31 protein-coding genes and 1 riboswitch are annotated in these 26,779 nt (G+C 48.3%); of the genes, 7 read left to right on the forward strand and 24 right to left on the reverse strand.

Annotated elements, in window-relative coordinates:
- Positions 1–234: 234 nt before the first annotated feature.
- Genes ABU165_RS24275 through ABU165_RS24290 form a run of 4 tightly spaced genes read right to left on the reverse strand, consistent with a single transcriptional unit; the run spans position 235 to position 2,816 of the window.
- Positions 235–978 (reverse strand): DUF2161 domain-containing phosphodiesterase, encoded by a 744-nt coding sequence (locus ABU165_RS24275; protein WP_009793623.1) that lies wholly within the window; start codon positions 976–978, stop codon positions 235–237.
- Positions 979–995: 17 nt separating this feature from the next.
- Entirely contained in the window at positions 996–1,190 is a 195-nt protein-coding gene (locus tag ABU165_RS24280; protein ID WP_009793622.1) for a hypothetical protein, read from the reverse strand.
- A 20-nt stretch (positions 1,191–1,210) separates the two neighbouring features.
- Entirely contained in the window at positions 1,211–2,179 is a 969-nt protein-coding gene (locus tag ABU165_RS24285) for a bile acid:sodium symporter family protein (protein ID WP_009793621.1), read from the reverse strand.
- 46 nt (positions 2,180–2,225) lie between these two features.
- A complete protein-coding gene (locus ABU165_RS24290; protein WP_306009132.1) occupies positions 2,226–2,816 on the reverse strand; it encodes a DUF1836 domain-containing protein in 591 nt (196 codons plus the stop codon).
- A gap of 143 nt (positions 2,817–2,959) precedes the next feature.
- Between ABU165_RS24290 and trhA the strand changes: the two genes are divergently transcribed.
- A complete protein-coding gene (trhA, locus tag ABU165_RS24295; RefSeq protein WP_009793619.1) occupies positions 2,960–3,607 on the forward strand; it encodes a PAQR family membrane homeostasis protein TrhA in 648 nt (215 codons plus the stop codon).
- A gap of 55 nt (positions 3,608–3,662) precedes the next feature.
- On the opposite strand, the gene ABU165_RS24300 is transcribed toward trhA, so the two are convergent.
- On the reverse strand, positions 3,663–4,304 hold the full coding sequence (locus tag ABU165_RS24300) for a DUF6944 family repetitive protein (RefSeq protein ID WP_318061058.1): 642 nt from the start codon (positions 4,302–4,304) through the stop codon (positions 3,663–3,665).
- A gap of 201 nt (positions 4,305–4,505) precedes the next feature.
- Here ABU165_RS24300 and ABU165_RS24305 point away from each other — a divergent pair, with 201 nt between their 5' ends.
- Complete coding sequence (locus ABU165_RS24305; RefSeq protein ID WP_318061057.1) at positions 4,506–5,477, forward strand: DMT family transporter; 972 nt, start codon at positions 4,506–4,508, stop codon at positions 5,475–5,477.
- A 21-nt stretch (positions 5,478–5,498) separates the two neighbouring features.
- Here ABU165_RS24305 and ABU165_RS24310 read toward each other — a convergent pair whose 3' ends face one another.
- On the reverse strand, positions 5,499–6,281 hold the full coding sequence (locus ABU165_RS24310) for a YqcI/YcgG family protein (RefSeq protein ID WP_009793615.1): 783 nt from the start codon (positions 6,279–6,281) through the stop codon (positions 5,499–5,501).
- Positions 6,282–6,438: 157 nt separating this feature from the next.
- Between ABU165_RS24310 and ABU165_RS24315 the strand changes: the two genes are divergently transcribed.
- Genes ABU165_RS24315 through ABU165_RS24325 form a run of 3 tightly spaced genes read left to right on the forward strand, consistent with a single transcriptional unit; the run spans position 6,439 to position 9,051 of the window.
- A complete protein-coding gene (locus tag ABU165_RS24315) occupies positions 6,439–7,875 on the forward strand; it encodes a PQQ-dependent sugar dehydrogenase (protein WP_318061056.1) in 1,437 nt (478 codons plus the stop codon).
- 15 nt (positions 7,876–7,890) lie between these two features.
- Complete coding sequence (locus ABU165_RS24320) at positions 7,891–8,442, forward strand: hypothetical protein (protein WP_318061055.1); 552 nt, start codon at positions 7,891–7,893, stop codon at positions 8,440–8,442.
- A gap of 39 nt (positions 8,443–8,481) precedes the next feature.
- The gene (locus tag ABU165_RS24325; RefSeq protein WP_009793612.1) at positions 8,482–9,051 is read left to right on the forward strand and encodes a hypothetical protein; all 570 of its coding nucleotides are present in this window, start codon (positions 8,482–8,484) and stop codon (positions 9,049–9,051) included.
- 14 nt (positions 9,052–9,065) lie between these two features.
- Here ABU165_RS24325 and ABU165_RS24330 read toward each other — a convergent pair whose 3' ends face one another.
- Positions 9,066–9,542: an RrF2 family transcriptional regulator gene (locus tag ABU165_RS24330; RefSeq protein ID WP_009793611.1), complete on the reverse strand. Its 477-nt coding sequence runs from the start codon at positions 9,540–9,542 to the stop codon at positions 9,066–9,068.
- 172 nt (positions 9,543–9,714) lie between these two features.
- On the opposite strand from ABU165_RS24330, the gene hmpA reads away from it, so the two are divergent.
- Positions 9,715–10,929 (forward strand): NO-inducible flavohemoprotein, encoded by a 1,215-nt coding sequence (gene hmpA, locus ABU165_RS24335; RefSeq protein WP_094767538.1) that lies wholly within the window; start codon positions 9,715–9,717, stop codon positions 10,927–10,929.
- On the opposite strand, the gene ABU165_RS24340 is transcribed toward hmpA, so the two are convergent.
- The 12 genes from ABU165_RS24340 to ABU165_RS24395 form a co-directional block, all read right to left on the reverse strand.
- Entirely contained in the window at positions 10,909–11,427 is a 519-nt protein-coding gene (locus ABU165_RS24340) for a hypothetical protein (RefSeq protein WP_318061054.1), read from the reverse strand. The two genes, hmpA and ABU165_RS24340, sit on opposite strands and share 21 nt — an antisense overlap.
- 111 nt (positions 11,428–11,538) lie before the next feature.
- Complete coding sequence (locus ABU165_RS24345) at positions 11,539–12,180, reverse strand: precorrin-2 dehydrogenase/sirohydrochlorin ferrochelatase family protein (RefSeq protein WP_009793608.1); 642 nt, start codon at positions 12,178–12,180, stop codon at positions 11,539–11,541.
- Positions 12,161–12,910 carry a sirohydrochlorin chelatase gene (locus ABU165_RS24350; protein WP_318061053.1) on the reverse strand — a complete coding sequence of 250 codons (750 nt, stop codon included), beginning with the start codon at positions 12,908–12,910 and terminating at the stop codon, positions 12,161–12,163. The genes ABU165_RS24345 and ABU165_RS24350 overlap by 20 nt, the downstream gene beginning before the upstream one ends.
- Before the next feature lie 10 nt (positions 12,911–12,920).
- The gene (cobA, locus tag ABU165_RS24355; protein ID WP_009793606.1) at positions 12,921–13,700 is read right to left on the reverse strand and encodes a uroporphyrinogen-III C-methyltransferase; all 780 of its coding nucleotides are present in this window, start codon (positions 13,698–13,700) and stop codon (positions 12,921–12,923) included.
- Positions 13,701–13,702: 2 nt separating this feature from the next.
- Positions 13,703–13,921: a DUF3906 family protein gene (locus ABU165_RS24360; protein WP_009793605.1), complete on the reverse strand. Its 219-nt coding sequence runs from the start codon at positions 13,919–13,921 to the stop codon at positions 13,703–13,705.
- Positions 13,905–15,536: a nitrite/sulfite reductase gene (locus tag ABU165_RS24365; protein WP_129612761.1), complete on the reverse strand. Its 1,632-nt coding sequence runs from the start codon at positions 15,534–15,536 to the stop codon at positions 13,905–13,907. The genes ABU165_RS24360 and ABU165_RS24365 overlap by 17 nt, the downstream gene beginning before the upstream one ends.
- A 12-nt stretch (positions 15,537–15,548) precedes the next feature.
- Entirely contained in the window at positions 15,549–16,151 is a 603-nt protein-coding gene (gene cysC, locus ABU165_RS24370; protein WP_094767545.1) for an adenylyl-sulfate kinase, read from the reverse strand.
- 13 nt (positions 16,152–16,164) lie between these two features.
- Positions 16,165–17,310 carry a sulfate adenylyltransferase gene (sat, locus tag ABU165_RS24375; protein ID WP_318061059.1) on the reverse strand — a complete coding sequence of 382 codons (1,146 nt, stop codon included), beginning with the start codon at positions 17,308–17,310 and terminating at the stop codon, positions 16,165–16,167.
- Positions 17,311–17,315: 5 nt separating this feature from the next.
- Positions 17,316–18,395: a sulfate permease gene (locus tag ABU165_RS24380; RefSeq protein WP_094767546.1), complete on the reverse strand. Its 1,080-nt coding sequence runs from the start codon at positions 18,393–18,395 to the stop codon at positions 17,316–17,318.
- Between the two features lie 15 nt (positions 18,396–18,410).
- Complete coding sequence (locus ABU165_RS24385) at positions 18,411–19,121, reverse strand: phosphoadenylyl-sulfate reductase (RefSeq protein ID WP_318061052.1); 711 nt, start codon at positions 19,119–19,121, stop codon at positions 18,411–18,413.
- A gap of 107 nt (positions 19,122–19,228) precedes the next feature.
- Positions 19,229–19,360 (reverse strand): YezD family protein, encoded by a 132-nt coding sequence (locus tag ABU165_RS24390; protein ID WP_009793599.1) that lies wholly within the window; start codon positions 19,358–19,360, stop codon positions 19,229–19,231.
- Between the two features lie 119 nt (positions 19,361–19,479).
- Positions 19,480–19,583, reverse strand: a riboswitch (SAM riboswitch).
- A gap of 120 nt (positions 19,584–19,703) precedes the next feature.
- The gene (locus ABU165_RS24395) at positions 19,704–20,516 is read right to left on the reverse strand and encodes an RDD family protein (protein WP_022543914.1); all 813 of its coding nucleotides are present in this window, start codon (positions 20,514–20,516) and stop codon (positions 19,704–19,706) included.
- Between the two features lie 96 nt (positions 20,517–20,612).
- Here ABU165_RS24395 and ABU165_RS24400 point away from each other — a divergent pair, with 96 nt between their 5' ends.
- Complete coding sequence (locus ABU165_RS24400; RefSeq protein ID WP_148949400.1) at positions 20,613–21,593, forward strand: stage II sporulation protein M; 981 nt, start codon at positions 20,613–20,615, stop codon at positions 21,591–21,593.
- A 110-nt stretch (positions 21,594–21,703) separates the two neighbouring features.
- On the opposite strand, the gene ABU165_RS24405 is transcribed toward ABU165_RS24400, so the two are convergent.
- The 5 genes from ABU165_RS24405 to ABU165_RS24425 are packed head-to-tail and all read right to left on the reverse strand — an operon-like array spanning position 21,704 to position 26,672.
- The gene (locus ABU165_RS24405) at positions 21,704–22,981 is read right to left on the reverse strand and encodes a DUF58 domain-containing protein (protein ID WP_396349998.1); all 1,278 of its coding nucleotides are present in this window, start codon (positions 22,979–22,981) and stop codon (positions 21,704–21,706) included.
- A gap of 34 nt (positions 22,982–23,015) precedes the next feature.
- Positions 23,016–23,945 carry an AAA family ATPase gene (locus ABU165_RS24410; protein ID WP_009793593.1) on the reverse strand — a complete coding sequence of 310 codons (930 nt, stop codon included), beginning with the start codon at positions 23,943–23,945 and terminating at the stop codon, positions 23,016–23,018.
- Positions 23,942–25,069, reverse strand: coding sequence for a DUF4350 domain-containing protein (locus tag ABU165_RS24415; RefSeq protein WP_009793592.1), 1,128 nt, complete (start codon positions 25,067–25,069; stop codon positions 23,942–23,944). Before ABU165_RS24415 ends, ABU165_RS24410 begins: the two co-directional genes overlap by 4 nt.
- Positions 25,050–25,709: a DUF4129 domain-containing protein gene (locus tag ABU165_RS24420; RefSeq protein ID WP_318061050.1), complete on the reverse strand. Its 660-nt coding sequence runs from the start codon at positions 25,707–25,709 to the stop codon at positions 25,050–25,052. Before ABU165_RS24420 ends, ABU165_RS24415 begins: the two co-directional genes overlap by 20 nt.
- Positions 25,710–25,745: 36 nt before the next feature.
- Positions 25,746–26,672, reverse strand: a complete 927-nt coding sequence (locus ABU165_RS24425) for a hypothetical protein (protein WP_009793590.1) — start codon at positions 26,670–26,672, stop codon at positions 25,746–25,748.
- Positions 26,673–26,779 lie beyond the last annotated feature (107 nt).

Below are 26,779 nucleotides of genomic sequence, written 5' to 3' on the forward strand. Positions count from 1 at the left end.
AAGTACATGACTCCCCTTTGCAAGGCCGGGTCATGTATCCCAGGAGCCTGTTGAAGTACATGACTTCCCTTGCACTGCCGGCTCATGTACCTCAGAAGCCCAATGTAATACAGTACAACCCGTTAGAATGGGGAGTCATGTACCAGCCCTGACTTCCCCTCCCTTCTCATAGAACCGCCATAGCCAATAATACTATCAGTTCAAACAAAAAAGCCACAGCCATCAAGGCCATGACTAATCGCTATCTTCACTTACAAAACTCAGTCCCCCGGAATAATACCCTGCTACATCAGGATGACTTTCAAGCTCCTTCCTCCCTTTTTCTGTCAGGGAATAGGTTCCGCGGCTGATCCTTTCAAACCAGCTGTAGTAGTTTTTATGAAGGATTGATTGGGTTTTATCACCGGTGCCCATTTCGCGGAGCTTCTTTGGCGACAAGGGGCCAAAGCGCTTCAGGCAGCACGCGATGTGGATGCAATTTTCTTTATAGGCGGTCATGATCTTTGTCTGGGTGACTCCTCCAACATTATAGAATCCGTTCCGCCCGCTGATTTCAGAAAGCAATTTATCCTTCCTTTTCTTGTTGAGGCGGGAGCTTTTTTTGCGGTCGAATGCTCCCGGTTCAATCTGAATCTCCATTTTGGCGGAGCCCGCCTGGAAAGAAACTAAGATAAGGCCGAGCTCAAGCCGCCGGATGAGGTGGCTGATATCATTCCACTTTTTCGAGCGCATCCTGTACTTTGGCTTTGGGATCGCGATATACACCTGGTCGGACAGCTTTTGCCTTTTGGCCGCCTGCACCAGCAGCTCGACTGTCAGATTGAGCTTCAGCTCAACAATAATGAGCTCCTCTTCTTTCACAGCCACAACATCACAATCATGAACTTCTCCATAAACCTCGTAGCCGAGTGCAGAAAAATGCTTTTGTATGGGTCTGTATAAATCTGCTTCATATCTTTTCAAATTTGTGTTTTTCATTGCTGCTGCCTTTCTGTCTAATGGTTTCTCTTAAAGAAGTTCGAGGCCGCTATAAGGAGGATTCCTACTATAATGACAGGTATGGACAGATTGCTTACAGCTTCCGGCACATCCCCGATATCAAGCAGCGGATTGACGGCAAAACCAGCTGCAAAAAGGGCCATGCCAAGGAAATAGAGTGTCTTGCCTGTTTTTGAAAGGCGATTGATCATTATTATTTGCCTCCTTTATACTAAACGGCTTTAGTAACCGGCATCTCCCTCTGTTGATGATTCATGCGGTTAAGGAGGCTGCCGGCCGAAGCAGCCAGAATCTGCTGAAACAGCATGCCCATGATAACCGGAACTGCGACCGGGGCCGGAAAATAGGCAATGGCCAGAACGGCACCTGCACTGATGTTTCTCATGCCGCTGTTATAGGTAAGCGAGATAATTCCTGCTGTTTCTTCTTTCATGACCCTCCCTGCAAGAAAACCAAGGAGGTAAGCAGTGATAGAAAGCATAAGGACAGCAGCTGCTATCCCCCCCAGTTTGCTGGACAGAGTCTCAAGATACGGGGCAATCGCTGAACTGTTGATGGCGACCACCACCCCGATGCCTATTTTGGAAAACGGTGATAGGAATGGATTCAATTTTTTTGGGGCTGTGCCTTTAGACAGCTGGTTGGCTGCCATCCCCGCAATGGACGGGAGCACAATCATCCAAATCAGCCCTCCCATCATATCGGCCGCATTCATTTCTACCGATGCACCTGCAAAGAGATGCAGAATGAATGGCACTGCAAACGGGGCAATCATAGTGTCGACAAGAATGATGCATAAAGTCAAGAAGGTCTTGCCTCTATAAAGAGTCACCCAGACGAGGCTGGTGATGCCGGTTGGAATGACAAAGGAAAGGATCAAACCTGTCTTAGTGTAGTCATCATCCGGGAAAAACAGGGCTCCAGCGCCAAATGCTGCTGCCGGCATCACCAGGTGAAGGAGCAGCAGGCAGATGATGATCGGAAGCGGATGCAAAATGACCTTCTTCAAATCGCTGAAGCTTGAGCCGAGACTTCCGGAAAATGTCATGAAAGCAAATAGCCATGGCACGATAAAGACAAGATGATGAAGCTGATCTGCAAATGTAATGCCGAAAAGGACGGCCAGAGGCGTCATGAACGGCATGAATTTTTGTAAAAATCGGTTTAGCTTATCCAGCATAATTTCTCCTCCGGCCTTTGTGGTTTAAAAAGAGGGTGAACGGGTATTACCCTTTTGGGGCTGGAGGATTTCCGCCTAGTTCATCGATCAGCCTTTCAGCTGTCCTTCTATACATATTACCCATATGGACGAGCGAGAGGATCAGGAGGATTTGTTCAAGCTCGCTGCTTCCTGCTTCCAGCTCTTCTGCCTGTTCGCGGGCCAAGCGGCAGCGGAGCGGGACATCTTCTTTAAAGCCGGCCAGATTCTGTTCTGCCAGCTGGAGATAGCTGCTGTAAAATTCCTCGATCCGGAGATTCCCTTTCAATGCTTTATTATTCGCCCCATCCAGGGTCTGTTTGATATCCTGGATGGACAGGGAGCCTTTAAGCTGATAGATGAGGCTGATCATCATAAGCTGTTCACGGGAGTATTTTTTATTTTTGACCGGGGTAAACAGCTTTCCTTTGGCATAATTGTTGATCATCGTTTTGGTGAGGACCTTTTCCCCTTCATTGCGGGTGGCTGAACCAAATGTGTTCTCAAAAAGCTGGATCACCTGATCCATATACAGATCAATGCTTGGAAGCTCTTCAGGCAAAAGCTGCCTTTCAAAGCCAAGGGATTCGATCAGTTCTGTCATATTGTTTTTATCCATATTGTTTACCCTCTAGCTTTCTATGTAGTACGCTTCCTTTATTTTACCATAAGTGAGAACTATTTGTTGACGGGAAGGGATAATCGTTATATTATGATAAGTAGTTATCAATACTACGTATCGTTATGTAAGGGGGAATTGTCATGAATTCTTATATCCGCGAGCCAATCAACGGGCTCACACATCTTGCAGGCGCAATCCTGTCGTTCATCGGTCTGCTGGCAATGGTCATCAAAGCCTCGATGGTCACATCATCTGCCGTTGCAATCGCATCCTCTATCGCCTTTGGCGTCAGCATGATCCTTTTGTATTCTGCTTCAGCCACGTATCATATGGTGATTGCGAAGGACAAGGTAATCGCTTTCCTGCGCAGGCTTGACCACTCAATGATCTTTGTTCTGATTGCCGGGTCTTATACTCCCTTCTGCCTTGTGAGCCTGAACGGGACGACAGGCTGGGTCATTTTTTCCATTGTCACCCTTGTAGCCGTCTGCGGCGTCATTTTCAAAATGGTGTGGTTCAATTGCCCAAGATGGCTTTCAACTGTCCTGTATATCGCAATGGGCTGGATCATTGTATTGGCTTTCTCGCCGCTTTCAGAAGCCATGTCCTTTCATGGCGTATTCCTTCTATTGCTTGGTGGGATCTTCTACACGGTCGGAGGCATCATCTATGCAGTCAAGCCAAAGTTCCTGGAATTCAAACATATGGGCTTTCACGAAATTTTCCATGTCTTCATTATGATGGGCAGCATGGCCCACTTTCTCAGTGTTTACCTTTATGTGCTGTAAGCGAAGCTGAACGGATTATCCGTCGGCTTTTTTTATTGCCTTTTACACCAGGCCCTCAGTTATACTTATGCTGTTTATTTAGTAATGCAAAACCCTTAAATTCCTGTTCGCCTTTTGATGAGATTTCAGACAGCTCTTCCTGCGTCTGCCCCAATGCTGAAAGAACAGAACCGGCAGCCTGAATCCAGCTTCCTGATATATCGAGCGATTTGCCGTCATTCCTCACTGCTGCGTCCGGATGTGTTAGAAAGGTGCTGAGGAAAAGCAATGTGCCGAAGGCCTGAAGGGAATTGCCGATAGCCTGCAGGAAACTGCCGATGATTTGAAAGGTTCTCCCTTCTGCTGTCGGATCATTCAGTTCGTCCCCAAGCACAGTGAGAGATCCGAGTGCCTGAATCAGATTTCCTGTAATGACCAGCTTTAACTCGCTTTCTTCTCCGGGATCTAAGACTAGTCCGGCAATTACGGATAAATTGCCGGCCGCCTGCAGTTCATTGCCTATTTTCTCCAAGGAAGGACGGTCTTGTCCGTCCGCCTCCAAAGCGCTTCCTGCAGCCTGCAATTCATTGCCTATAATAATCAGTGCCTCGGCGGCGCTGTCATCCAGAACAAGCCATTCAGACGTACCAATCGCGGCTATGATCGTCCCGGCAGCCTGTGTCCAGGCACCGGCAATCTCCTTTTTTTGATTTTTCATAACAGATTCCCGCCTGTTCTGCTGCTGGCTTACCAGGGGGCAGATGTCCGCCCTTTCACCAGTATATTCAAGAGCTGCTCAGCTGGTCAGCTTTCTGTTAAGTTTAAGCTATTATTTCTTATAGCCATATTTTTTGGGGGAGAGTATAATAGGGAATAAAATTCAGTATATTGGGATAATTAGACCAGAAAGGAGCTGGCTATGAAAGAAATAATGATCGGCATTCTTGCTTCCGTGTTTTTTGCGGTCACATTCATTCTGAACAGAACGATGGAGCTTGCAGGCGGGAGCTGGCTTTGGAGCTCCTCCCTAAGATTTATGTTTATGGTTCCTTTTCTTGTCATCATTGTAGCTTTGCGCGGTAATGGAAAGCAGCTATGGGCAGAAATGAGGAAACATCCTTTCAGGTGGCTGTTGTGGAGCTTTTTTGGATTCGTCCTTTTTTATGCCCCCATCACCTATGCGGCAAGCTATGGGCCAGGCTGGCTTGTTGCCGGTTCCTGGCAGCTGACGATCGTCGCTGGCACCCTGCTTGCCCCCTTATTTACTTCAGGCAGCATTGAAGGAAAAAGAAATAAAATTCCCTTTAGGGCCCTTTGCTTTTCGCTTATCATACTGGCTGGTGTCATCCTGATCCAGCTTCAGAAAGCAGACACTTTGTCTCCCGCTGAAATGGCCGCAGGAATCCTGCCGGTCGTAGTGGCAGCCTTTGCCTACCCGCTCGGAAACCGGAAAATGATGGAGCTTTGCGGAGGAAGGCTTGATACCTTCCAAAGAGTGCTGGGCATGACAATGGCGAGCCTCCCTTTCTGGCTCATCATCGCAGGTGCCGGCTACGCAAGTGCCGGACTTCCTTCCTCAAGCCAGCTTTTGCAGACCTTCATTGTCGCCATTTCATCAGGCGTTATTGCGACAACCTTGTTTTTCATTGCAACTGACCGGGCGCGCCATGATCAATCAAGGCTTGCAGCAGTGGAAGCGACACAGTCGACACAGGTGCTGTTTGTGATGGCAGGTGAAGTTCTCCTGTTTTCTGCACAGTCTCCTGACACCCTTTCTTCAGCAGGACTGCTGGTCATTGTAATCGGAATGGTGCTGCACAGCCGGTTCTCGCAATCTAAGGCTAAGCCCTCTCTGGCAATTCCTGCTTCACCTGTTAAAAAACAGGCTTGAAAACCCAAAGGACGAGACATTTCAATTGTCTCGTCCTTTTTCTGTTATTGAAAAATCATTGCTTTTATCCCCTGCAAGCATCCGGTGGAACGGGCATTTGCTAAGTGCACTGTCATCATCCCTTAAGAAATATTGCTGCCACTCATAATTATTATCGCTTCCATAACTGTTTAAATGAGGATGGGCTCCGATACTGTCGTAAGCTGCCAGCCGATCGCGAATTTTGCTTTTTACTTTAGAAGCACGCTCCGGGGCCGAATTGAACTCATCCAGCACCCAGCGGGGTGTGATTGCAAGCATGAAATAGGGAAAATATCTGCTTTGCCTTTTTACGTGCGCAGGTGTGGCGCAATACATGAAATACTGTTCTCCATGGCTGCAGAACTCCCAAAGCGGATCGTGAGGGTCCTCTGGAATATGGTCCGGCCATTTTTCCCTGTCCCTTTCTGCCAAAAGGTTCATCTGCTGCCAAAAAAGGGTTTCAAACTCCTCCACCGTCCCCTGCTCAGCCAGCTGTTCATTTGTTTCAAAAAAGACAATGAGCGAAGTATAACTGCCAAAGCTCCTTGAAAGTACTGTAAACTCCCTCATCATTTCTGCCAATTCGCCTGCTGAAGAAATATTCCGCGGATCTCCGGCAAATCCATAGCGCAGCTGCTGAAGGGCATGACCCTGGGTAGCCGGGATACAGGGGAATCGGTCTTTTTTATTGCCCAGCTTTGCCTGGAATGCCCTCAGTGCATCTTCTTCCCAGCAGTCTGTTTTTTTTAAGCCGGATATGTCGCTGATTAATTGCATGATCATCCCTGCCTCCTGTTTGCTTTTTCATCTTATTCAGGATGGGCCGTAAATGGGTTTGTACAGCGGAAAACCGGGCTTATACAGCGGAAAATTGAATACCCGTTTCACAGTTGGACAATACTGATAAGGTTTTTTACTAACTTAAACCAAGGAGATCATAATGGAACATATCGCTTACACCCAATCTGCCGAAAAAGTTTTGAAGCTCCCTACAAGTGCACGGCCATTGGTGAATCCTGATGATGTGTGGGTTCCAGAAGGGTACAAAGTGGAGGTGGCCGCTGCCGGCCTGTCCTTTCCGACCGGGATGGGATTTGCGGAGGACGGCACACTTTACATATTAGAAGGCGTAAGCACATGGCCGACAAGGCCTGCTCTCCCGCCAAGGATTTTAAGCCTGGATCCTGGTGGAATGCTCGATGTTTTTGCGGTGGAGACACTTGGCGGACCGCGCGGAGTCGTCTGCAGGGACGGGAAACTCTATGTATCCTGCAAAGGCGGCTATCTTGCACGCATTGTGGCATATGACAGAAAAACGAAGGAGCGCACCGTCCTTCATGAAAAAATACCAAGCGGCGGCTGGCATGAACCCGGAGGACCCGTTTTTGGGCCGCATGACGGATTATTGTATTTTGCCAATGGATCGGTTTCCCAAAACGGCGTCTGCCTCCCTGCAGGCTTTACAGTAGATTTGGCGAAACACCCCGAAGCCCATGATGTCCCCGGAGCGGATATTACCTTGACAGGGCATAATGTTACATCCCGAAACCCTCTCATGCCCTTCCCTTTCTTAACAGAGACAGGCGCTTTCAAGCCATTCGGGACACCAGCGCAGAAAGGGGAAAAAGTCAAAGGGGAATTATGGTGCTCAACGGGCCTCTGGAGATCTAATCCGGATGGAAGCGAACCTGAACTATTGGCCTGGGGACTCAGAAACCCATATGGATTGGCTTTCAGTGAAGAGGGCGAATTATATGCTTCAGACAACTGCCTGGAGGAAAAAGGCGAACGGTCGATCGCCGGCGACCCTGATAGAATCTGGCATATCCGCAATGCCAAAACAAAGCATGGAACAGTAAAAACACCTGACTGGTACGGTTTTCCCGATTACCGGGCAGATGGCGTGCCTGTATGGGATGAACGCTGTAAGCCGGCAAAAGGCAAGGCTGCCGAGCAGCTGATTGAGAATCCGCCTGAATGGGCCGGCCCTCCGGTTTACCTGGAGAAGCCTCATTCGGCCATGACGAAAATGGAGTTTTGCACATCCGATTTCTTTGGTCACCGCGGGAAGCTGTTTGTAACAGAATGGGGTACCTACGCTCCCCTCAACACCCCGCACGAGAAAGACCTTAATAACGGATTCAGGGTGGCGATGGTTGATGTTAAAACAGGAACTTCCGAGGTATTCCTCCGCAACCGTGCCCCTGGTGCCGCTTCCTATTCAGGCACAGGCGGAATAGAAAGGCCGGTTGACTGCAAATTTCATCCGGACGGAAAAAGCTTGTATGTACTTGATTTCGGATACTCCCCTGTGACAAAAGGATATATTCAGGCATATGGCCATACGGGAGTGTTATGGAAAATAACAAAAGAATGATTGGAGGGTATGAATATGCAGGAACAAAAGGCCATTCTTATTGAACTGGGTGAGGATTATATTGAAATGCAGAAAAATGAAATGGAAAAATGGTTTGAACATATCCTCACAGCCCAAACCGCTCTTGAGGTTATGCTGGTAAAAGCTGTGCCCGCAATCAGGGAGCCCCATATCAGGGAAGCCATTGAAAAAATCCAGGAATCACAGCAGCATCATGCGGAAAGTGCGGATAATCTTTTTCGCTTTATCGGCCGAACAGCAGATGACCGTAAAGACCGGATTCTCGGCACGGTGATCGGCAAAGTGGAGGAAGCTTTATTATCTTTTCAGGACTTCCTCGCAGGTGCAAAAGGTTCCTGGCAATCCCTGCATCACCTTCTCCTGTTAAACCAGCAGGCAATGGGCGCTTTTGCTGTTGGTGAACAGCTCGGTCTTTCTGTCGGGAGCAGAGAAGTTGCCGACGCATGCTTTCTGATCGTCCATGATAAAACGATGCACCAGCTGCTTTTGCAGGAATATATGCTGGAGATGGCTCCTATCTCAATTTTATATAAAGAACAGGTATAATCCCGCACAGAAGCGCATTGCCTATAAGGGGGTGGAAAAATGAGCAGAAAATGGTTTCCGGGAATATCAGCGGCAGAAGAGATGTCCTACCATTCGAGTACGGTCAAAATGGTGATGGGCGCGATCCTTGGAGGCTTGGCGGCAATATTCCAGTCAGCAGGGCTTTTCGGGGGTGCAGGCTATGCGCTCAGCATCCTGACCACATGGCCAATCATTATAGCCTGCTTTCTATCGGTGCGGATCGGCCTGCTTACATATTTGCTCACAATTATGATGCTTGCTGTCCTCCAGCCTTCTGAGCTTTTCGTATTCCCATTTACCACCGGCTTGCTGGGCATCAGCATCGGCATTGCCCTCAATAAGCTGAAACATACTTTTACTGCCGTCTTATTAGGGGCTGCCTCCCTGACAGCCGGTATCTTATTCCTTTTGTATGTAGTGGGTTTTCCGATTCTTGGCCCTTCCCTGTCAGGTTATTCCGCATTGCTGACCGTCGGACCAATATTCCTGTTTGGCCTTGCCTACAGCAGCATCTGGCTCTGGCTATCACTGGCAGCAATGAAGGCCCTTAACCGGACAGTACGGAAGAAATCGCCTGAGCTGACATGAAAAAAGGCTGCCATTCAAGGCAGCCTTTGATCATGGACTTCATCTTGTCCTTCTTCAGCTTTACGGGCAAAGTATTCTTTCAGCATGGCTTTGTTTTCAACAATATCTTCTAGTGTATACTGATCCAGCACCTTTAAAAAACTTTCAAGCGCATGGTTTAAGATGTGCTTCAGAGAACATACCGGAGTGATCACACATTTATTTTTATGGTCAAAGCACTCAACAAGATAAAAATCCTCTTCTGTCTTCCTGACGATCTCCCCAATATTGATTTCCGCCGGGAGCTTAGCGAGCTTAAATCCGCCGTTGCGGCCGCGCACTGTCCTTATATAGCCCATCTTTCCAAGATTATAGATGATTTTCATTAGATGGTTCTTTGAAATATCGTAAGCTTCAGCGATTTCTTTTATGTTGACGAGCTTATCATTTTGATGTGATGCGAGATATATTAATACTCTTATTGAATAATCCGAATAGGTTGTAAGCCTCATGATTTTCCCTCACATTCTGTTCTCCCCCCCATCTTATCATAATTGTGAACAAATCATAAACTTTGCTGTCCTGCCCTCCAAAAGATGTATTTGCAATATTGCTTTTTAGTTATTTGGCCACTAAAATAAAGATGTATTCAATATACTACTTAAGCAAAGAAGGGATTCAGCAATGTTATCTCGAAAAACAATTGACACTATCGTATCAACCGTTCCTGTATTGGAAGTGAAGGGGACGGAAATAACAACCGTTTTTTACCGCAACTTATTTTCAAGCCATCCTGAGTTATTGAATATCTTCAATCATGCCAACCAGCAGAAAGGCAGGCAGCAGACCGCTCTTGCCAATACAATCCTGGCAGCCGCCGTTTATATTGATAACCTGGAAGCAATCATCCCTGCAGTGAAACAAATTGCCCACAAGCATAGAAGCCTTGGAGTCAAGCCGGAACATTATCCGATTGTAGGAGAACATCTTCTGGGAGCAATCAAAGAAGTGCTGGGCAATGCGGCAACTGATGAGATCATCGGAGCATGGGCAGATGCCTATGGCGTAATCGCCGACGCCTTTATCGGAATCGAGAAGGAAATGTATGAAGAAGCAGCCAGCCAGCCTGCAGGCTGGGAAGACTTTAAAGAGTTTACAGTTACAGATAAAGTAAAAGAAAGCGATGTTATTACCAGCTTCTACTTAAAGCCTTCTGACGGTTCAACTGTACCAGCCTTCTTGCCTGGCCAGTATATTACAGTTCGCATTGGCATCCCCGGTGAAGAATATCTGATGAACAGGCAGTACAGTCTTTCAGCAGCACCTGGCAAAGACTATTTCCGGATTTCTGTCAAACGGGAATCAGAAGAAAATACACCTGAAGGCAAGGTCTCCAATTACCTTCATGATGCCGTTGAAGCAGGCAGCATTATAGAAGTGACGGTCCCAGCCGGTGACTTTGTACTTGCAGCAGATGCTGATGAACCGGTTGTGTTCCTTAGCGGCGGTGTCGGCATCACTCCTTTCATGAGCATGATCAATTCTATTGCTGAACAAAACCCGGGACGCAAGGTAGAGTTTATAAATGCCTCCAGAAGCAGCAGCCACCAGCCCTTCAAAGAGGAACTTTCCTCACTTGAAGCTGAACTTGAAAACAGCAAGCTTCTGTATGTATACGAAAAAGCTAAGGAAACTGACCGCCAGGATGCCCGCTTTGCTAAAGAAGGCTATATCGATGCAGACTTCCTCCGCGAAATCCTGATTGATGGCGCAGACTATTATGTATGCGGGCCGGTGCCATTCCTCCGTGCAATTGTCAAAGGATTAAAAGAGCTGCATGTTGAAGAATCGAAGATTCACTTTGAATTCTTTGGTCCGTCATTGAATCTGGAAGTATAGGAATATTTGAAAAGAAAGAAGCCGGCGTCCCTTGATGGGCTCATCAGCTTCTTTTTTTTGCGGTTTGAGAGCAGATCTAGCGGCGGAGCTTGGGTACTCTCCGTGTGAAAAGGAGAAAATGCGGCTATTTTGGTGATTTTCAGGGAAATTCCGGCTGTTATTGTAAGCAGTCTTACAATATTGTAATTTTATTGAGTTGACAGCCGTAAGTGCTGGCTGCCTGGTTGGCTGACCCTTAGGAGCAGCAGCCAATTTCCGTTTTTTAATCGAAGTTCGGATCATTTCAATCATTTGCAGGATTATTTTAATCAATTCGCCCGATAATTCAATCAAACTGCCAATTATTCTACCACCAGGGCTCATTCGGCGGTTTCGATGGATCCCCGGCACAGCTGACCTTTCCTGAGCAGCAGCCAATTTCCGTTTTTTAATCGAAGTTCGGATTATTTTAATCATTTGCAGGATTATTTCAATCAATTTTCCCGATAATTCAATCAAACTGCCAATTATTCTACCATTTCAACAAAATCAGGGCACATTCAGCGGTTCCAATAACTCCCTTGCACAAACCCAGTTGCCTCAAATGATTTCGCCAACCTTGGGACAGCATCACCATACCGCCTCACTATCTTCCCTCACACTCTCCGCCATCCTCCTTATTTCCTCCGCCTTTTCCTCCTGCTTACTCTCGCTCAATCGGTATTCGTCCTCCAGCAGGCTCCAAAGCAGCCGGTCTTTTTTTTCGGCGGGAAGATCCAGCCTCTTTATGACCAACCGGCAGTTCCCGAGGAATTCTGTATACACTGACCATGTCTCGTCAAAGAGCACCTCTAATTCTTTTTTCAGCTTCCGTGTCAGCTTAGGGCTGGTTCCGCCTGAAGTCACAGCAATCTGGAGGCCGCCCCGCCGCACTCTTGCCGGGAAAGTGACATTGCCGGTTTCAAATTCGTCAACTACACAGACGAGCTGATTGGCCGGGAGAGCCTTCTGCAGCTCATCATTGGCACTCCGGTCGTTTGTGGCCAGAATGGCAAGGAAGGCATCCGTAAAATCTGCAGCCGCTGCCTTACGTTCAATGAGCCCATAACCTTTACTCTCGGCTATCAAAAGAGCTTCCTCCGAAAATGCGGGGGCAATGAAAGTGATGTCAGCTCCCTCCTCTTCAAGTACACGCGCCTTCCTGGCTGCAATCCTGCCGCCTCCTGCAATGACTACTTTTTTCCCTCTTAGATCAATGAACAGGGGCTGCATCCTTCTCCTCCTTCCCTGCTGCACGGGCAATGACGATTTCCTCTATCGCAGAATGCCTGCTCAATGCGCCGGTATGTACAATCTGGATGCCTTGCTTTTTCCTTTTCCTCACCGCATTCTCAATTTCACTGAGAAGGAGCCCGCCGAACAATAGATAAGGAACGACTATGACCCGTCCAGGGCTATCAGCACATGCTTCCTCAAGGCCTTCACCGAAGGATGGGGAAGCCGCAGCCAGAAAGCAGACCTTCACCGAGGCGCCAATCTTATCAGCGACGCCCTTTTTAATCTCTTCAAACGCTTCAAGAACAGAAGGATCGCTGCTCCCCCTCCCAACCAGCAAAACAGAATCGTCTTTGGAAAGCACCAATGCCTCCTGAAATATCATTTCACAAACTGCCTGAATGATCGCCTGCTGGACACCAAAGGGATCTGCCATTTCAACCGGTATATCCGGAAAATTATTTTTTAACTTTTCAAGAATATCCGGGATATCTTCTTTTATATGCCCCGCTGATAATAGAAAGATCGGGACCACCCTGATAGAGGTGGCCCCCCGGCGAATACAATTTTCGTAAGCCTCGCCGATTGATGGTTCTGCAAGCTCCAAAAAACTGATTTCCTGGATCGGTGCGGCAGATTTCCCAATGATCCTATTCAAAAAGTCCCTTGCTTCCTGTGCCCCTTTTTTCGAGCGGGTGCCGTGGCCTATATAAAGGATCGATTCCATGTTCCTCCTCCTATATTCCCTGGATGACCGGCAGCCTGGGCGCAATTTCTTCCTCAAACCAATGGAGTTTTTTGTGCAGCTTTACGACTTCCCCGATAACAATCATGCTTGGATTGCTTATGCCGGCCCGTTCAACCAGAGGCAAGATTGTCTCAAGCGTCCCTGCGACAGTCTGCTGGCCAGAAAGCGTGCCCCAGTGCACAAGTGCTATCGGCGTTTCCTTTTCCTTGCCGTTTTCAAGGAGCTTGTCGACAATATTAGGTAGATGGGAAACCCCCATATAGACACAAATTGTATCAACCGCCCTTGCAAGATGGGCCCATTGATGCTCTGCTTCCCTGTCACCAGCCTGGTGTCCGGTCACAAAGGCGAAGCTTTTGCTGAGGGTTCGGTGGGTGACAGGAATTCCTGCGTAGGCAGCAGCTCCGATGCCGGCTGTTATGCCTGGAACTACTTCAAAAGGGATATCATTAATGGCGCATTCCTCGGCCTCTTCCCCTCCGCGGCCGAACACGAAGGGATCTCCGCCTTTTAATCTCACAACATTCTGGCCTTTTTTGGCGAATTTAACAAGGAACCGGCTGATTGTTTCCTGTTTCATTGTATGATAATGAGGCAGCTTGCCGCAGTAAATCAGCTGGGCGCCTTCTTTTGCGTACTCCAGCAGCTCAGGATTAACGAGCCGGTCGTATAAAATAACATCTGCCTGCCGGATACAGCGCAGCCCTTTTACCGTTATCAGCTCGGCATCCCCCGGTCCTGCTCCGACCAAATATACTTTTCCTGGCATCACTACCACCCTTTCTCATCTTCATCAAAAATATAGCCTGCCGTTTTTGCAGCCCGCTTTTTTTCGCGGAGGGCCACTTCCTGTACGCCCGGTTCTTTTAAATAAAATTTCTCGAGCTCAACATCCAATTGGCGGAAGGCCGCCTCGTCATTTTCAGCGAGGATGACAGCGGATATCTCTTTTTCTTCCAGCTGTACACTGAATCTATAAAGGTAGGCCATGGGCTTCTCTTCCCAAAATAATATCAAGCTGCTGCTGGAAAAGCTCCAGACCGGCCCTGCCGACAAAATCGAAGAAGGATTCCCCTGCTGACTTTTCATTCTTGAAAAAGTGCAGCAATTCCTCAAGCACATCGGCCAGCTTTTCCGCTTCTACTTTCCCTTTCAGCTTTTCGTTGAATTTGCCGCCGGCATTAAGCGTTCCTCCTACATAGATTTCGTAAGCCTCCACCATTTCCTTGTTCTCATTCCGCACCTTCATTCCCTGCAGGCCGATATCGGCAATCTGCCTTTGGCCGCAGGAGTTCGGGCAGCCAACCATATGGATTCTGACCGGCACATCCAGGGTGATCCGGTTATCCAGCTCTTCAGCTATCACGCGCATCCTTTCTTTAGTTTCTACAAGTGCCAGATTGCAATATTCAATCCCGGTGCAGGAAACCGCGTGGCCGATAAAGGAATTGGGATTGATGGTGATGCGGCTGAAAATCGGCTCCTGGAGCAGTGCTTCAACGTTTTCCTCAGGTATATTGGGAATGATCAGGTTCTGCGAATTGCACGTCCTGATTTCTCCATTCCCATAATGGGCAGAAATGCGGGAAAGCTCGAATACTTCATCAGCCGACAAACGCCCCACCGGTACATTGAACCCAAGGAACTTCAGGCCGGGCTGTTTCTGGTCATGGATACCGTAAAAATAGCCGGCATTCCAGCCTCCTGCAGGCTCTGTTCCTTTTTCAGGAAGAGGCCCTGTGTACTCCAGCAGCTTTTCCTTGAATTTCTCCGGACCCCAGTCAGCCATAAGGAATTTCAGTCTGGCCAGATGCCTTTTTTCCCGGTAGCCGTAGTCCCTGAATATTGTTGTTACGGCAATGGCTGTTTCCAGTGTGCGTTCAGGCTCAATAAATACGTCCAGCGTTTCTGCCAGATAAGGCCGGGAAGAAAGTCCGCCGCCAACCTTCAGGTGGAACCCTTTTCTCTCATCGCCATCAATCACCTTGACCGCCGGGGTGAAGGATACACAGTTGATTTCCGCATTAGAAGCATTATGCAGATTAGCTGAAATTGACATTTTATATTTTCTGGGCAGATTGGAGAAATCTTCATTTTTCTGAAAATAGGTATATACTTCATTAACAATCTCAGTGGTATCAAACAATTCATGCGGATCAAGCCCGGCAATCGGATTGCCGACGATTGTCCTTGTGATGTCACCGCATGCCCCTGCACTCGAAAGGCCTACAGCCTCCAGCCTGTTGAAAATATCAGGGATCTGGCTGATTTCAAGCCAATGGAATTGGATGGCCTGCCTTGTTGTTATATCAAAGACGCCGCGCCCGTAGTCCCGGGCAATTCCGGCCAAAGCATCTACCTGCGGCTTCGTCAGGATGCCGGAGGGGACGTTCACCCTCATCATGAAATAGCCGTCCTCCTTCGGGCGCTGCAGGTACAAGCCTGCCCATTTGAACAGGTCCCACTGATCCTTTGGAATGGATTCAAAGCCGTTTGCTGCATAATAGGGAATATCATTAAGAATTTCGAGTCCGTCTTTTTCCAGCTTTGCTTTCTCCGTTTTGTTCAGCTTTTCATTATCAGCCCAATGCTTTACATATGCCATTCTTGCCCCTCCTTAAATGATTCCCTGCTCTTTTAAGTAGATTAATATCTTTTCAGCTGCCTCTTCTGGAGAAAGCTGGTCAGTCCGAATGATGATTTCCGGGTCTTCCGGCTCTTCGTAAGGAGCATCGATCCCCGTGAATCCTTTAATCTCCCCGCGCCGTGCTTTTTGGTACAGCTGCTTGGGATCCCGCTTTTCACATTCTTCCAAAGGGCAGTCAATGAATACTTCAATGAACTCCCCTTTTTCCGGAAAAAGGCTTCGCACCAGTTCCCTGTCCTTCCGGTAAGGCGAGATGAATGCTGTACAGACAATCTGGCCGCTGTCAGTAAACAGCTTAGCCACTTCACCGATCCGGCGGATATTTTCATTCCTGTCTTCTTCTGAGAATCCGAGGTCGCGGTTCAGTCCATGGCGGATATTATCGCCATCCAGGACATATTCATCAATGCCATCCTTGAAAAGCCGGTGGCTGACGATATTGGCTATGGTCGATTTACCTGATCCGGACAGCCCTGTCAGCCAGAGCACACAGCTGGCATGCCCGTTTTGCGCCCTCCTCTCTTCTTTTGTTACTGCTGCTTCATGCCATGTAAGATTCAGTGAATGTGCCATGCATTCTTCCTCCTTAAACCGTTTCTTTTTCCCGCAAGCCCTGAATCAGCACCTCAATTACTTCTTTCCTGCTGAAAGAGGATGGCGGGATTTCTCCGGCACGGAGCATTTCCCTGACCTTTGTGCCTGAAAGGATTACCCGGTCATCCGCTGTATGCGGGCAGGTCTTGTCGGAAGCCATGCCTTCACACACATTGCAATAGAAGCTGTGCTCGAAAAATAAAGGCTTGATCCCCAGCTCTTCTTCGGTAAACTCCCTGAATATATGCTGGGCATCATAGGTTCCGTAATAATTGCCTACTCCGGCATGATCGCGCCCTACGATGAAATGGGTGCATCCGAAGTTCTTTCTGGCGATGCTGTGAAAAATAGCTTCCCTCGGCCCCGCGTACCTCATGGCTGCTGGATAGACTGCGAGCTGGACACGGGTTTCAGGATAATAATGCTCCAGCAGCACCCGGTAGCTTTTCAGGCGGACATCTGCCGGTATATCATCCTCCTTCGTATCCCCGACGAGCGGGTTAAGGAAAAGGCCATCGACTGTTTCAAGGGCAGCTTTCTGGATATATTCATGGGCCCGGTGCACCGGGTTCCGCGTCTGGAAGCCGACAACCGTGTTCCAGCCTTTTTCAGCAAATAAGGACCGCGTCTCCTTCGGTGTCAGCCAGATATCTGTGAAATCTCCTTTATCAGGACGCTTAATCAGTGTAATTTTTCCTGCAGCATAGGTGCGGCCTCTTTCAAAAAGCTTATTAACTCCTGGATGTGCCCGGTCAGAGGTCCGGTAGACTGAAAGTGCCTCTTTTTCCAGATCTGGCTGGTAAAGCTCGGAAAGTTCAAGGATCCCGTAGGTTTCTCCCTTATGATTCAGCCTGCAGATATCACCTTTATGAAGGTCAGCTGCTATATCCGGAATGATCGGCAGCGTGACCGGTATCGGCCATACTGTACCATCTGCAAGGCGCATACTTTCAACCACAGATTCGTAGTCCTCCTTTCCCAGAAAACCTGTCAGCGGGCTGAAAAGTCCACAGGCGATCAGCTCCAGGTCACTTAATGCAACTGAGTCTATCTCTATCTCCTGATTCGTGTTCTGGATCGGATAATCCGGATTGAATGCTTCTATGAGTTTGCCTCCATGAGGCATAGGTAGTGACATTTTCATCAGCCTTTCCTTGCTAGTTTATAAGTTTCATTTTCCGGCAGGGCCGTATTCTGCCTTCCCATCAGGAAACGGACACCGAATACAGAAATAAGGACTCCAGCCATGGCAACAATCGGGTAAAAGTCATGCTTAATGATGATTTGGATCAAGGTATAGCTCAGTACCATCGACAGTACTGGCGACACAAGCCATACACCGAGGAGCCTGATGACAATTTCTTTCTGGAAAACAGAGCGCCCCTGGCCGGCAAAGCCGATTCCGATGATGGAGCTTGTCGTGATCTGGGTCAAGGGGACGGGAATCCCGAATAAGGATGCAGCAGTGACAATGCCTGCCCCGGTACCAGAAATGATGCATCCTTCTTCGAGCCTGATATCAGTGATTTTCTTTCCGTTTGTCTCCAGCACTTTACTGCCGAGAAAAACAGCGCCTGCGGCGACGAATATACCGCCCCAGAAAATCCCTGCCCCTGGCGGGAGGATGTCAGCACCAACAAGGGGGCCAACCGCATTGGCAACATTATTCATGCCGGCCGAAAAGGCTTCAAACAATCCCATGAGTGTGACCAGGAAGCCAAGGAAGCGGATGGTGCCCGGCTTTTTGGTCTTCTTGGTTGAGCGGAGTATCCTGATCAGCTTCGCTGCAATGACAGCAATGATAAAAGCGGCCAGCGGCGTAATCAGCCAAAAAGAAATGATCCACAAGAGCTTGGAAGCAAATAAAGATTGATAAGCAATCCCTGCCCCTACAACTGATCCGACTGTCACCTCACTGGTCGACAGCGGAATTCCGAAAATATTGGCCAGGAAAAGCGACAGTGCTGCAGAGGCAAGGACAATCAGGGCTATGCTCACGGTGAAAGTGCTTTTCGGCACAATCCCGCTTCCCATCGTTTTGACAACCTCACCCCCTCCGAGCCAGGCGCCAAGGAATACGGCGGCTCCGCACAGCAGGAGAGCAGTCTTTCGGCTTTTGATGGATCCTGATCCGTATGCAATCCCCATCGAGGCAGCTGCCCCGCTTGCTCCTATATTCATGGCAAAGAATAGTCCAATGGTCATTGCTATTGCTGCAAGCATGGTCATGCCCCCCTTTCACCCGGAATGCAGGCCGCATTCCGTCTTGCCGGTCCCAGCCCACCTGCCTGCCCTGCTGTCCCCGCCAACTCCTGCAGCCCTTGTACAGGGAAAGCATCCAATGCTTGGATACCCATTGTCATGGAGGTTATTATATGGGAGATCTTTTTTACGGATATGCTCCCAAACTTCCTCCCAAGTCCAGTGAATAAGAGGGCAGATTTTTACATTTTGAAATTTGCTGTCCTTGTTTAAAAATTGCGCCCCAGCCCTGGATGCAGACTGATCCCTCCTCAGCCCGGAAATCCAGGCGATTTTGTCTTTCATGGCTTCCTGGAGCGGAATGATCTTCCGGATGCTGCAGCAGCGGTCCGGCTCTCTTTTCCACAGTGCCGGTCCATAGGCTTCCCGCTGGTCATCCAAAGAAAGGGAAGGAAGCTTCCTTTCAATATTCAGCTCCGGAAAACGCTCCTGCACCCTTTCAATGACCTCATAGGTTTCCGGAAAATGGAGCCCGGTATCCAGGAAAATAATATGGGCATCAGGCTTTATCCCTGTGATAAGATCAATCAGTACAATCGCCTCAGCCCCGAAGCTTGAGGCGTAGCTGATATCTTGCGCGCTGTAATGGCTATAGGCCCATTCCAGCACTTTTTGTGCTCCTTTGAATCCATCGTTTTCAGGGAATGATGGCGGTTCCCAGCTGGTGTATGTTACGGTGGTGCTCATTTCAGTGCTCCTTTCATGGTGCCTTCTGTTTTTTGACTGATTTTTAACAAGAAAAAAGGCAGCCTTCCTCCCGCTTTTGGGAAAAAGACCGCCTCTAGTTTGTCTAGTCAGCGCGCTTTATTAGATTGAAGGCGAACCTTTTCATTCTTCTCAATTTGAATGACCTTGCCATCCTGCACCACAAGTGTGATGCTTCCAAACTTTACAGACTGCAGCATCCTTTGCAGATGTGCGGCCACTTCCTCCCAATCAGCATGCTTCAGATCGGCTCGCCTCCTTTTTGAATGGCTGGGATGGGGACAAGGAGGAAAAAGAAAACGCCTTTTCCAACAGGAAAAGGCGCATTTCGCATACTTGCACCTTATCTCCCAAAATGCTGGACATTTTGCTGGAATTGGCACCTTGCTTTTAGCAGGTTGCCGGGCTTCGATGGGCCAGTCCCTCAGCCACTCTAGATAAGTGATATAATCAGGAGCGTTTGCTCTGATTTATTTTATTGAAATTAATCCTACCATACCCATATGATTTGTCAACGAGTTAACGAAAAGTTTTCTAATAATTTTTTTAATTAGGAAAATATGCTCATTTTATCTGATTCTCAAATTCCCACTCCTCTTTCCCGATTAAATAAAGAACCAGCAGGATGTCTTCCAGCTGCCTGAATGACTTTCGTTCCGGATCGATATCGAGCTTTGGCAGGAGTGAATAAGAAAGTTTTTTTGTGAGCTCTTCTCTTTTGCCTATAGGGAGCTGGAGCAGCCTCTCACTATAGGTCTTTAAAAGCTTCCACTCCTCGGCGCCAATCTTCCTGACAGTCCACTCGTCCATATATATATCTTCCTTTTTCAGGCCTCTTTCCTGGATTTCTTTTTCAATCCCGGTCATTTTACCCGGCTTCTTCTTTTTCCGTTCATGCACGACCACTGTCCCGGCAGCCAGATCGCCGACCCGTTTATGCCTGGAATGAAAAAATACCATCAGAATGCCAAGCAGATAGTACACCGGCAGGGAGTCTATGATGCGGAGGAGATTTCGGATAAAGCTTGAGAGCAATGTGATGCTCTGGCCGTTATCCTGAATGACCCTTATTCCCATGATCTTTTTCCCCAGTGTCCTTCCTGCCCAAAAATATTCCAATACAAAAAAATATCCCCAGTTGACCAGAAAAAGGCAAATTAGCATAATGGCGAACGGCCATGAAAGAAAAGTATCATCAAGAAAGAATGCTGCGGCACTGGAAGCATAAAAAGCAAATAAAAGAATGCTCGCCAGATTGAATACCATAAGGATCAGCTGATCGATGATGAGGGCCCCGGCCCTGCTGCCAAGTCCGGCAGGCTGGAATTGAAGCGATACAAATTCAGGTGTTTTGATAAGAATTGTTTCTGTTTGCATGATGCACCCCATTTCCTGGAAGTTTTGCCTGTATCTCACTCTCCCTATGATTTATAATGGAGATACAACTTTTATGGTTACAGGCAGGTGATTAGATTGAATAGTAAACAGTTCATCAAGCAGCATCGGGAAAACTGGCAGGAGCTCGAGGAGCTGCTCGCCAGGATGAAAAGACGAAAAGCCGCAGGAACTGATTTGGCCCGGTTTGACAGGCTGTATCAGAAAGCAGCACAGAATCTTTCATTCTCCCGGACTTTCTTTCCAGACGAAGAAGTGACTTTTTATTTAAATGATCTTGTCGCAAAGGCGCATAATCTTTTATATAAAAGCCAATCCTCCAGTATGGCCCAGCTGAAAGATTTCTTCCAGATCAAGTTTGTGCGGCTATTGTTCGAGCAATGGAAATTTGTCGTTGCCAGCATGCTCCTTTTCACATTGGGCGGTTTGGGGAGTTTCTTTGCTGTGATCCATGATCCGCTTTCAATCCATTCGATTCTCCCGGCCGAGATGTCCGGGGCAATTGATCCCCAGAGGCTCGGCGAGAATGAAGGTGCGGTCGATTCTGCGGTCATGTCAGCAAGCATCATGACCAATAATATCCGTGTCGCAATCCTCGCATTTGCCGGCGGTATCACCTTTGGGATTTTGACCGTTTATCTTATGATTTATAATGGCATCATTGTAGGCGCCATTGCCGGCCTGTTTTGGTCTCACGGAAAATCTTATGAATTCTGGGCCTATATTGTCCCCCATGGGATGATAGAGCTTACCGCGATATTCATCGCGGGCGGAGCCGGCCTGCTTATGGGATATAAGCTTCTGGTCCCGGGCAAATACTCCCGGGGCTATCAGCTGAAAACCAAGGCAAAAAGGTCGGTTCAGCTGCTACTGGGAACTATTCCGCTCTTCATCATCGCCGGATTGATCGAGGGGTTTATCACCCCTTCCCCGCTCCCGCTGGAAATGAAGTATATGGCTGCCTTCCTGACGGTCCTTGGACTGCTGTTTTATGCCTGGTCAGGCTGGCTCCTGGATCAAAAGCGAAAACGCCTGGTTCATCCCCTGCAAGCTCCATAAATATTTGCAGGGGTATATGCTATGGATGCTCTAAAAAACAGTTTCGCGCTCCCGACAGCTCACTGAGTGCCGGTGAGATAAACAAAATCTCTCCATGTAAATGGCGGAAATTAAAGAAGCCCCCGATTCAACACATTGATATAATGGGACACAGCAGCTGCTGCGAGACTTCCTTCAGGCGCTTCCGCCATTTGCAGGCCTTGTTTTTCCCATCTCAGCTTTTCCCGCTTTGCAATAAGGATCTGCTGCTGCGCCATGCTTTTTAGCATGGCGCTTTTTATATTGTCCGGCCGATCTTTGGCCCGGGCTGACAGGATATTGTCTTCGATTCCGAGCATAAAGAACAGGTGCCGCTGCCGGATCCTTTTTAGATAAACAAGCGCACCTTCCTCCAGGGTGAAAGTCCTTACATCAGAAAAGAGAAGCAATAAGCTCCTTTTGTTCTGGACAGACTGCAAATATTGAAAGGCACCGCTATAATTGGATTCTGCAGCATCCGCCTGTATCGAATACAAAGCTTTCAGGATGAAGTTTAAGTGCTGCATCCCTTTTGAAGGCGGTACATACGATTGAATGTCTTTTGAAAAAGCAAGGACGGAAACATAATCACCGTTTTTGAGCGCCGCGGCTGCGGTAGTCATTGCCGCTTCCAGCGCCTTTTCAAGCCTGTTGCCCGTTTCCAGTTCCGCCCCCATGATCCTGCCGCAGTCAATCATAATGGTGACATATTTTCCGTGCTCCGGCTCATGGACATTGGCCATGACCTCCTGAAGCTTGGCTGTCTGCCTCCAATTGATTTTACGGGGATCATCTCCTGGCGCGTATGCCCGTATTTTTGAAAATTCCCCGGCTCCGCTCTGCTGCCTCCGGATTTTTTCTCCTTCATAAAGCAAATAGGACTGAGCATTCTCAAGATAGCGCCGGGTTTCGGTCAAATCAGGAATCACTTTGACCTGGCTTTCGGCTTCTTTCACCATCTGCTTTTCCCATAGGCCAAGGAAGCTGCTGCAGCGGATATAGATCCTGTTCAGCGTATAATGCCCCCTTATACTGGCTGCGGTTTCATATTGGACTGTCCCCCTCGTGTTTCCTGCGAGCTTTCTTTTAAGCGGAAATGGCCTGGCAAAGGAGTCGGAGAGATCATCAATGATCCGCAACGTTAAAGGCAGCTGGGAATGGTTTTCTATTTCAATGCCAACATCGGCAGGAAGCCCTCTTTCCATCTCTTCCGGGACTCTCCGTTTCAGCTTGATCTGAGAACTCTTAGGCAAAAAAGCCAGGTCGGCAAAGGAAAGCAGCAGAAAGCCGATATTGAGTCCTGCTGCCAGTTTCCACGGCACTCCCCAGATTGCTGCCGCAGCAGCCAGGGCCAGTGAAAGAATAAACATGCCGATGAGGAGCCGCTTTCCGGGAAGTATGCCTCTATCTCGGAACAGGAACCGATCCCACAAGCTCATCGATTGTCTGGTCAACAGTCCTTCCCTCCAATTCTGCATTTGGGGATAATTGGATCCTATGCCTTAAAGCAGGCTTGGAAACCATCTTGATGTCATCAGGGGTAACATAATCGCGGCCAGCAAGATAAGCCCATGCCCTACCTGCTTTTCCGATGGAAATGGCCGCCCTTGTACTGGCGCCGAACCGGATGGACTCTGCTTCCCTCGTCTTTCTGACAATCCTTATGACATAATCCAGAATATCCTGGCTTAAAGCCACCCTCTCGATATTTTTCCGTATGGACAGAAAGTCCTCGAGTGAAAGTGCCTGCATGATCGACCCGGCTTCCATCCGTCCTTCCAGCACAGACTGAAGCACAAGCTTTTCCTCATCAAATTCAGGAAAACCAATGATCAGTTTGAAAAGGAAGCGGTCCTGCTGGGCCTCAGGCAAAGGATACGTCCCTTCAAATTCTATCGGGTTCTGGGTTGCCGCAACAAAAAATGCTTCCGGGAGCTGATAAGTTTCCCCCTGAATCGTCACCTGCTTCTCTTCCATTGCTTCCAAAAGCGCAGCCTGTGTTTTCGCAGGTGTCCTGTTGATTTCATCAGCGAGCAGGACATTTGTAAAAACCGGCCCTTTCAGGGTTTGGAAGGAGCTTTCCTTCATGTTATAAATCATACTTCCGGTTATATCGCTCGGGAGGAGGTCGGGTGTGAACTGGATCCGGCTGAACTCACCGCCGAGAAGCCCGGCCAGTGTCTTGACCATCTGGGTCTTTCCGGTGCCAGGCACCCCTTCTATCAATACATGGCCCCCTGAGAGGATTGCGGCAAGCAGCAGCCTCAGGTTCAGCCCCTGTCCTTTTATTCGTTCTTCATACTGCTGGAGCAGTGAAGATGTATCTTGTTTCATCTGTTCTCCACCTCTTTCCTTAAATGATCCAGTTTTGCAGACCAGAGCAAATAATCTTTTTTATGCAAATTCTCTTCTTTCAATACAGAAGATATCCCCTTAGTGAGTGACTCTACCTCTTCTTGAGTCAAAGAAGATGCTTTTGCCAGGATGGAAACCCCGGCTTCTTCCCAGTCGCGGCTGAACGGGATGCCCCATTTTTCCTGGAGCAGCTCTTTTGTATATTCCGACTGGATTCTAAGCGAATCCTGGTAGCGCCTTCCCCTTAAATGCCATGCAGACAAGGCTGAAATCTTTTCATCTGTAAAACGGACCGTTTCCTCCCTCGGCCAGTCGACAGGGCCAAACCTTTTGCCTTTATAGAAGGCCCATAATATAGCAAGCAGGGCTCCCTGTACAAGAATCACGAGGAACCATTGCGGATAAGCCCCGGCCCCGGAAGAAGATTCCTGCCCATGCAAAAATTCATCTATGAATATATCCTGTGAGGCTGATTCGTCCAATAATGCCAGGATGAGCTCTAAATGGTTTTCATCCAGGACCATTCCATTAGTGAGCCAGGAAGGGGAATTGACGGCAATCAGGCTGCCTTTGCCGACGGGCCTTTTGACCGCTACCGCACCCAGTTCATCTGAAAGCAGAATTTCATCTCCACGTTCTTCTGTGATCCGGAATGCAGAGTGTATGGCTGCACTGTGCACCTTCCCGTCTTTATCAGCAACCTTCACGGCGTTATCCCCTTCAGCTGCCAATTGCTCTGTTTTTATCCCGAACATCGGTGCCGGATTTTCCTTGAATAGCAGAATTGTATGGCCATTCTCCAAAAATTCCGTATAAGCTGCCATCTCCTCCCGGTCAGGGACAAAGCTGGGCTCTGCCATGACCAGGAGGATGGGTTCTTCAGAGTTCGGGAGCAGACCGGGCTCCCTGCTCCATTTTCTGATGCTGGAGCGGTTTTGCTCCAAATATGTATACAGTCCCTTAATGCCTGTCGGCGAAGGGGATTTGGCAAGATAGGGAGGATAGCTGGCTGGGGCATCGCCGGCCAGGAAAAAGCTGGCCATAATAAACAGCAGCAGCGGAACTATCCAGTAAAAAGCCTTCTTAATCAGCTGATTCCGCAACTTCCGGATCCCTCCCTTCCTGCAGGTTTGCACTATAATCCATAAGTCTCAATGCTTCTCTCTTGAATTGCTGAAACTCACTGGCTTTTATGCTTTGACCCCCATAGGCAGCCCTGTCGAAAAGTGCTGAAAGTGAGTAGAAAACCTCAGCCGTTTTAGTGTCGGTTCTTTTAAGCTCCTCATAATAATCCCAGTTCGTTTTCCATATTTTCGCATTCAGCCACCCGTATTCATTGAACCAGAGCAGAAGGGCCAGGAAAATATGGCGTGCTCCTTTTGTCAAGTCCCCGGATTCCTCATGCTTTCCGGCTTCTTCAAGATGCTTCTTATAGGACCAGCTGATTTCAGCGGCCCTGTCAAGAGGCTGTTGCTCCTGCAGGATCTTTTGCCTTTTGGCAGCCCTTGCTGCCGCAAACACGACTATTCCAATGAATAGGACTCCCGCCAGAATCATGATGAACGGAAAGGCGCCTGAAGAGCCGCTGGAAAACTCTATCTGCGGGAACAGCTCTTCAAGCCACGTGAAGAATTTTTCCCTCAGCTTCTCAAGAAAGCTCTCCCCTTGATTCTGATAGACAGTATATTCCCTGTCTTCGAATATCTCAGACAGTTCTTTTCTTGCTTGTTCAGCATCCTTCATTGTCTCCACCTCTTGCCGGTATTCTCAGCCTTCATCCTACTGCACCCTGCTGTAGTCCTCTATCATGCTGTTAAGATCATCGCCGCCCTGCCTTCCTTTCAGGTCGAAATACATCACAGAAAATCCGATATAATACAAACATGTTGTGACAAGGGTTGCCAGATTCAAGATGATATCAAACAGTACACTGCCTCCAAGGAGAAGGCCGGCCGTCATCTCGATCGCAAAAGATACGATTCCGATGATCAAAAACAGCAGGGCATAAATAAGGAGCATATGCCAGGAGCGCCCCTGGGTCAATGTCCAGCTTTCGGAGAAACCCGGTGCTTTTTTTTCCAGAACGGTATATCCAAAATAAAAGCTCCACCTTGTCAGAAGGTAGCCTACTCCAACGGCAAAAGCGAGTAAAAACAGCCCGGCAAAAATAATGCCTATCACAGGATGGACCATTGACCCGAATATACCCGTGATGGATATAAATACAATTGGCAGAATGATGATGGCGAATGTGATGATGCTAAAAAGGATGCTTGTTCCCAGAATCGGCCAAAACCGCCTGAAAGCCTTCTTGATCACCATTCCCGGGGTGAATTCCATTCCTTTTCTCACCTGATCTACCGCTATAAGGACCGCCGCCCCTGCCAAAGGGATCATCAAAGCTGACAGCAGGCCGGCAAAAACCAGGCCCAGATCGGCAAAAAGCGAACCCGGTGCGTAAATATCTGTACCTGCGGTATCAGTTTCAAAGCTTGCGGCAATCTGTTCAAACCAGCTTCCCCCGGCATTTATGTCCCTGAAAAAACTCTGTCCCGCTGCCAGGCTGAACAGTGCCTGGAGAAGATAGACCGGCCCTACCAGAATGAGAAAGATGGCTGTAAAGGAACCAAATTTATTCCTGGCCAGGCTGAAGGTAAGATCAAGGATCTGGCCGATGCCTTTTGGCTTGTTTAATTGTGAATTCATATTTCAGCCTCCTAAATGAATGGAGAGGACCCCAGATAAATATCCGGATTGCGGTGATGCCTCTCCTGGATGAAAAATTTGTCAATCTATTGGATATTCTAACATTT

Origin of the sequence: Cytobacillus sp. T106 (genome assembly GCF_040492155.1) — a bacterium.
Classification (GTDB): Bacteria; Bacillota; Bacilli; order Bacillales; family Cytobacillaceae; genus Bacillus_AB; species Bacillus_AB infantis.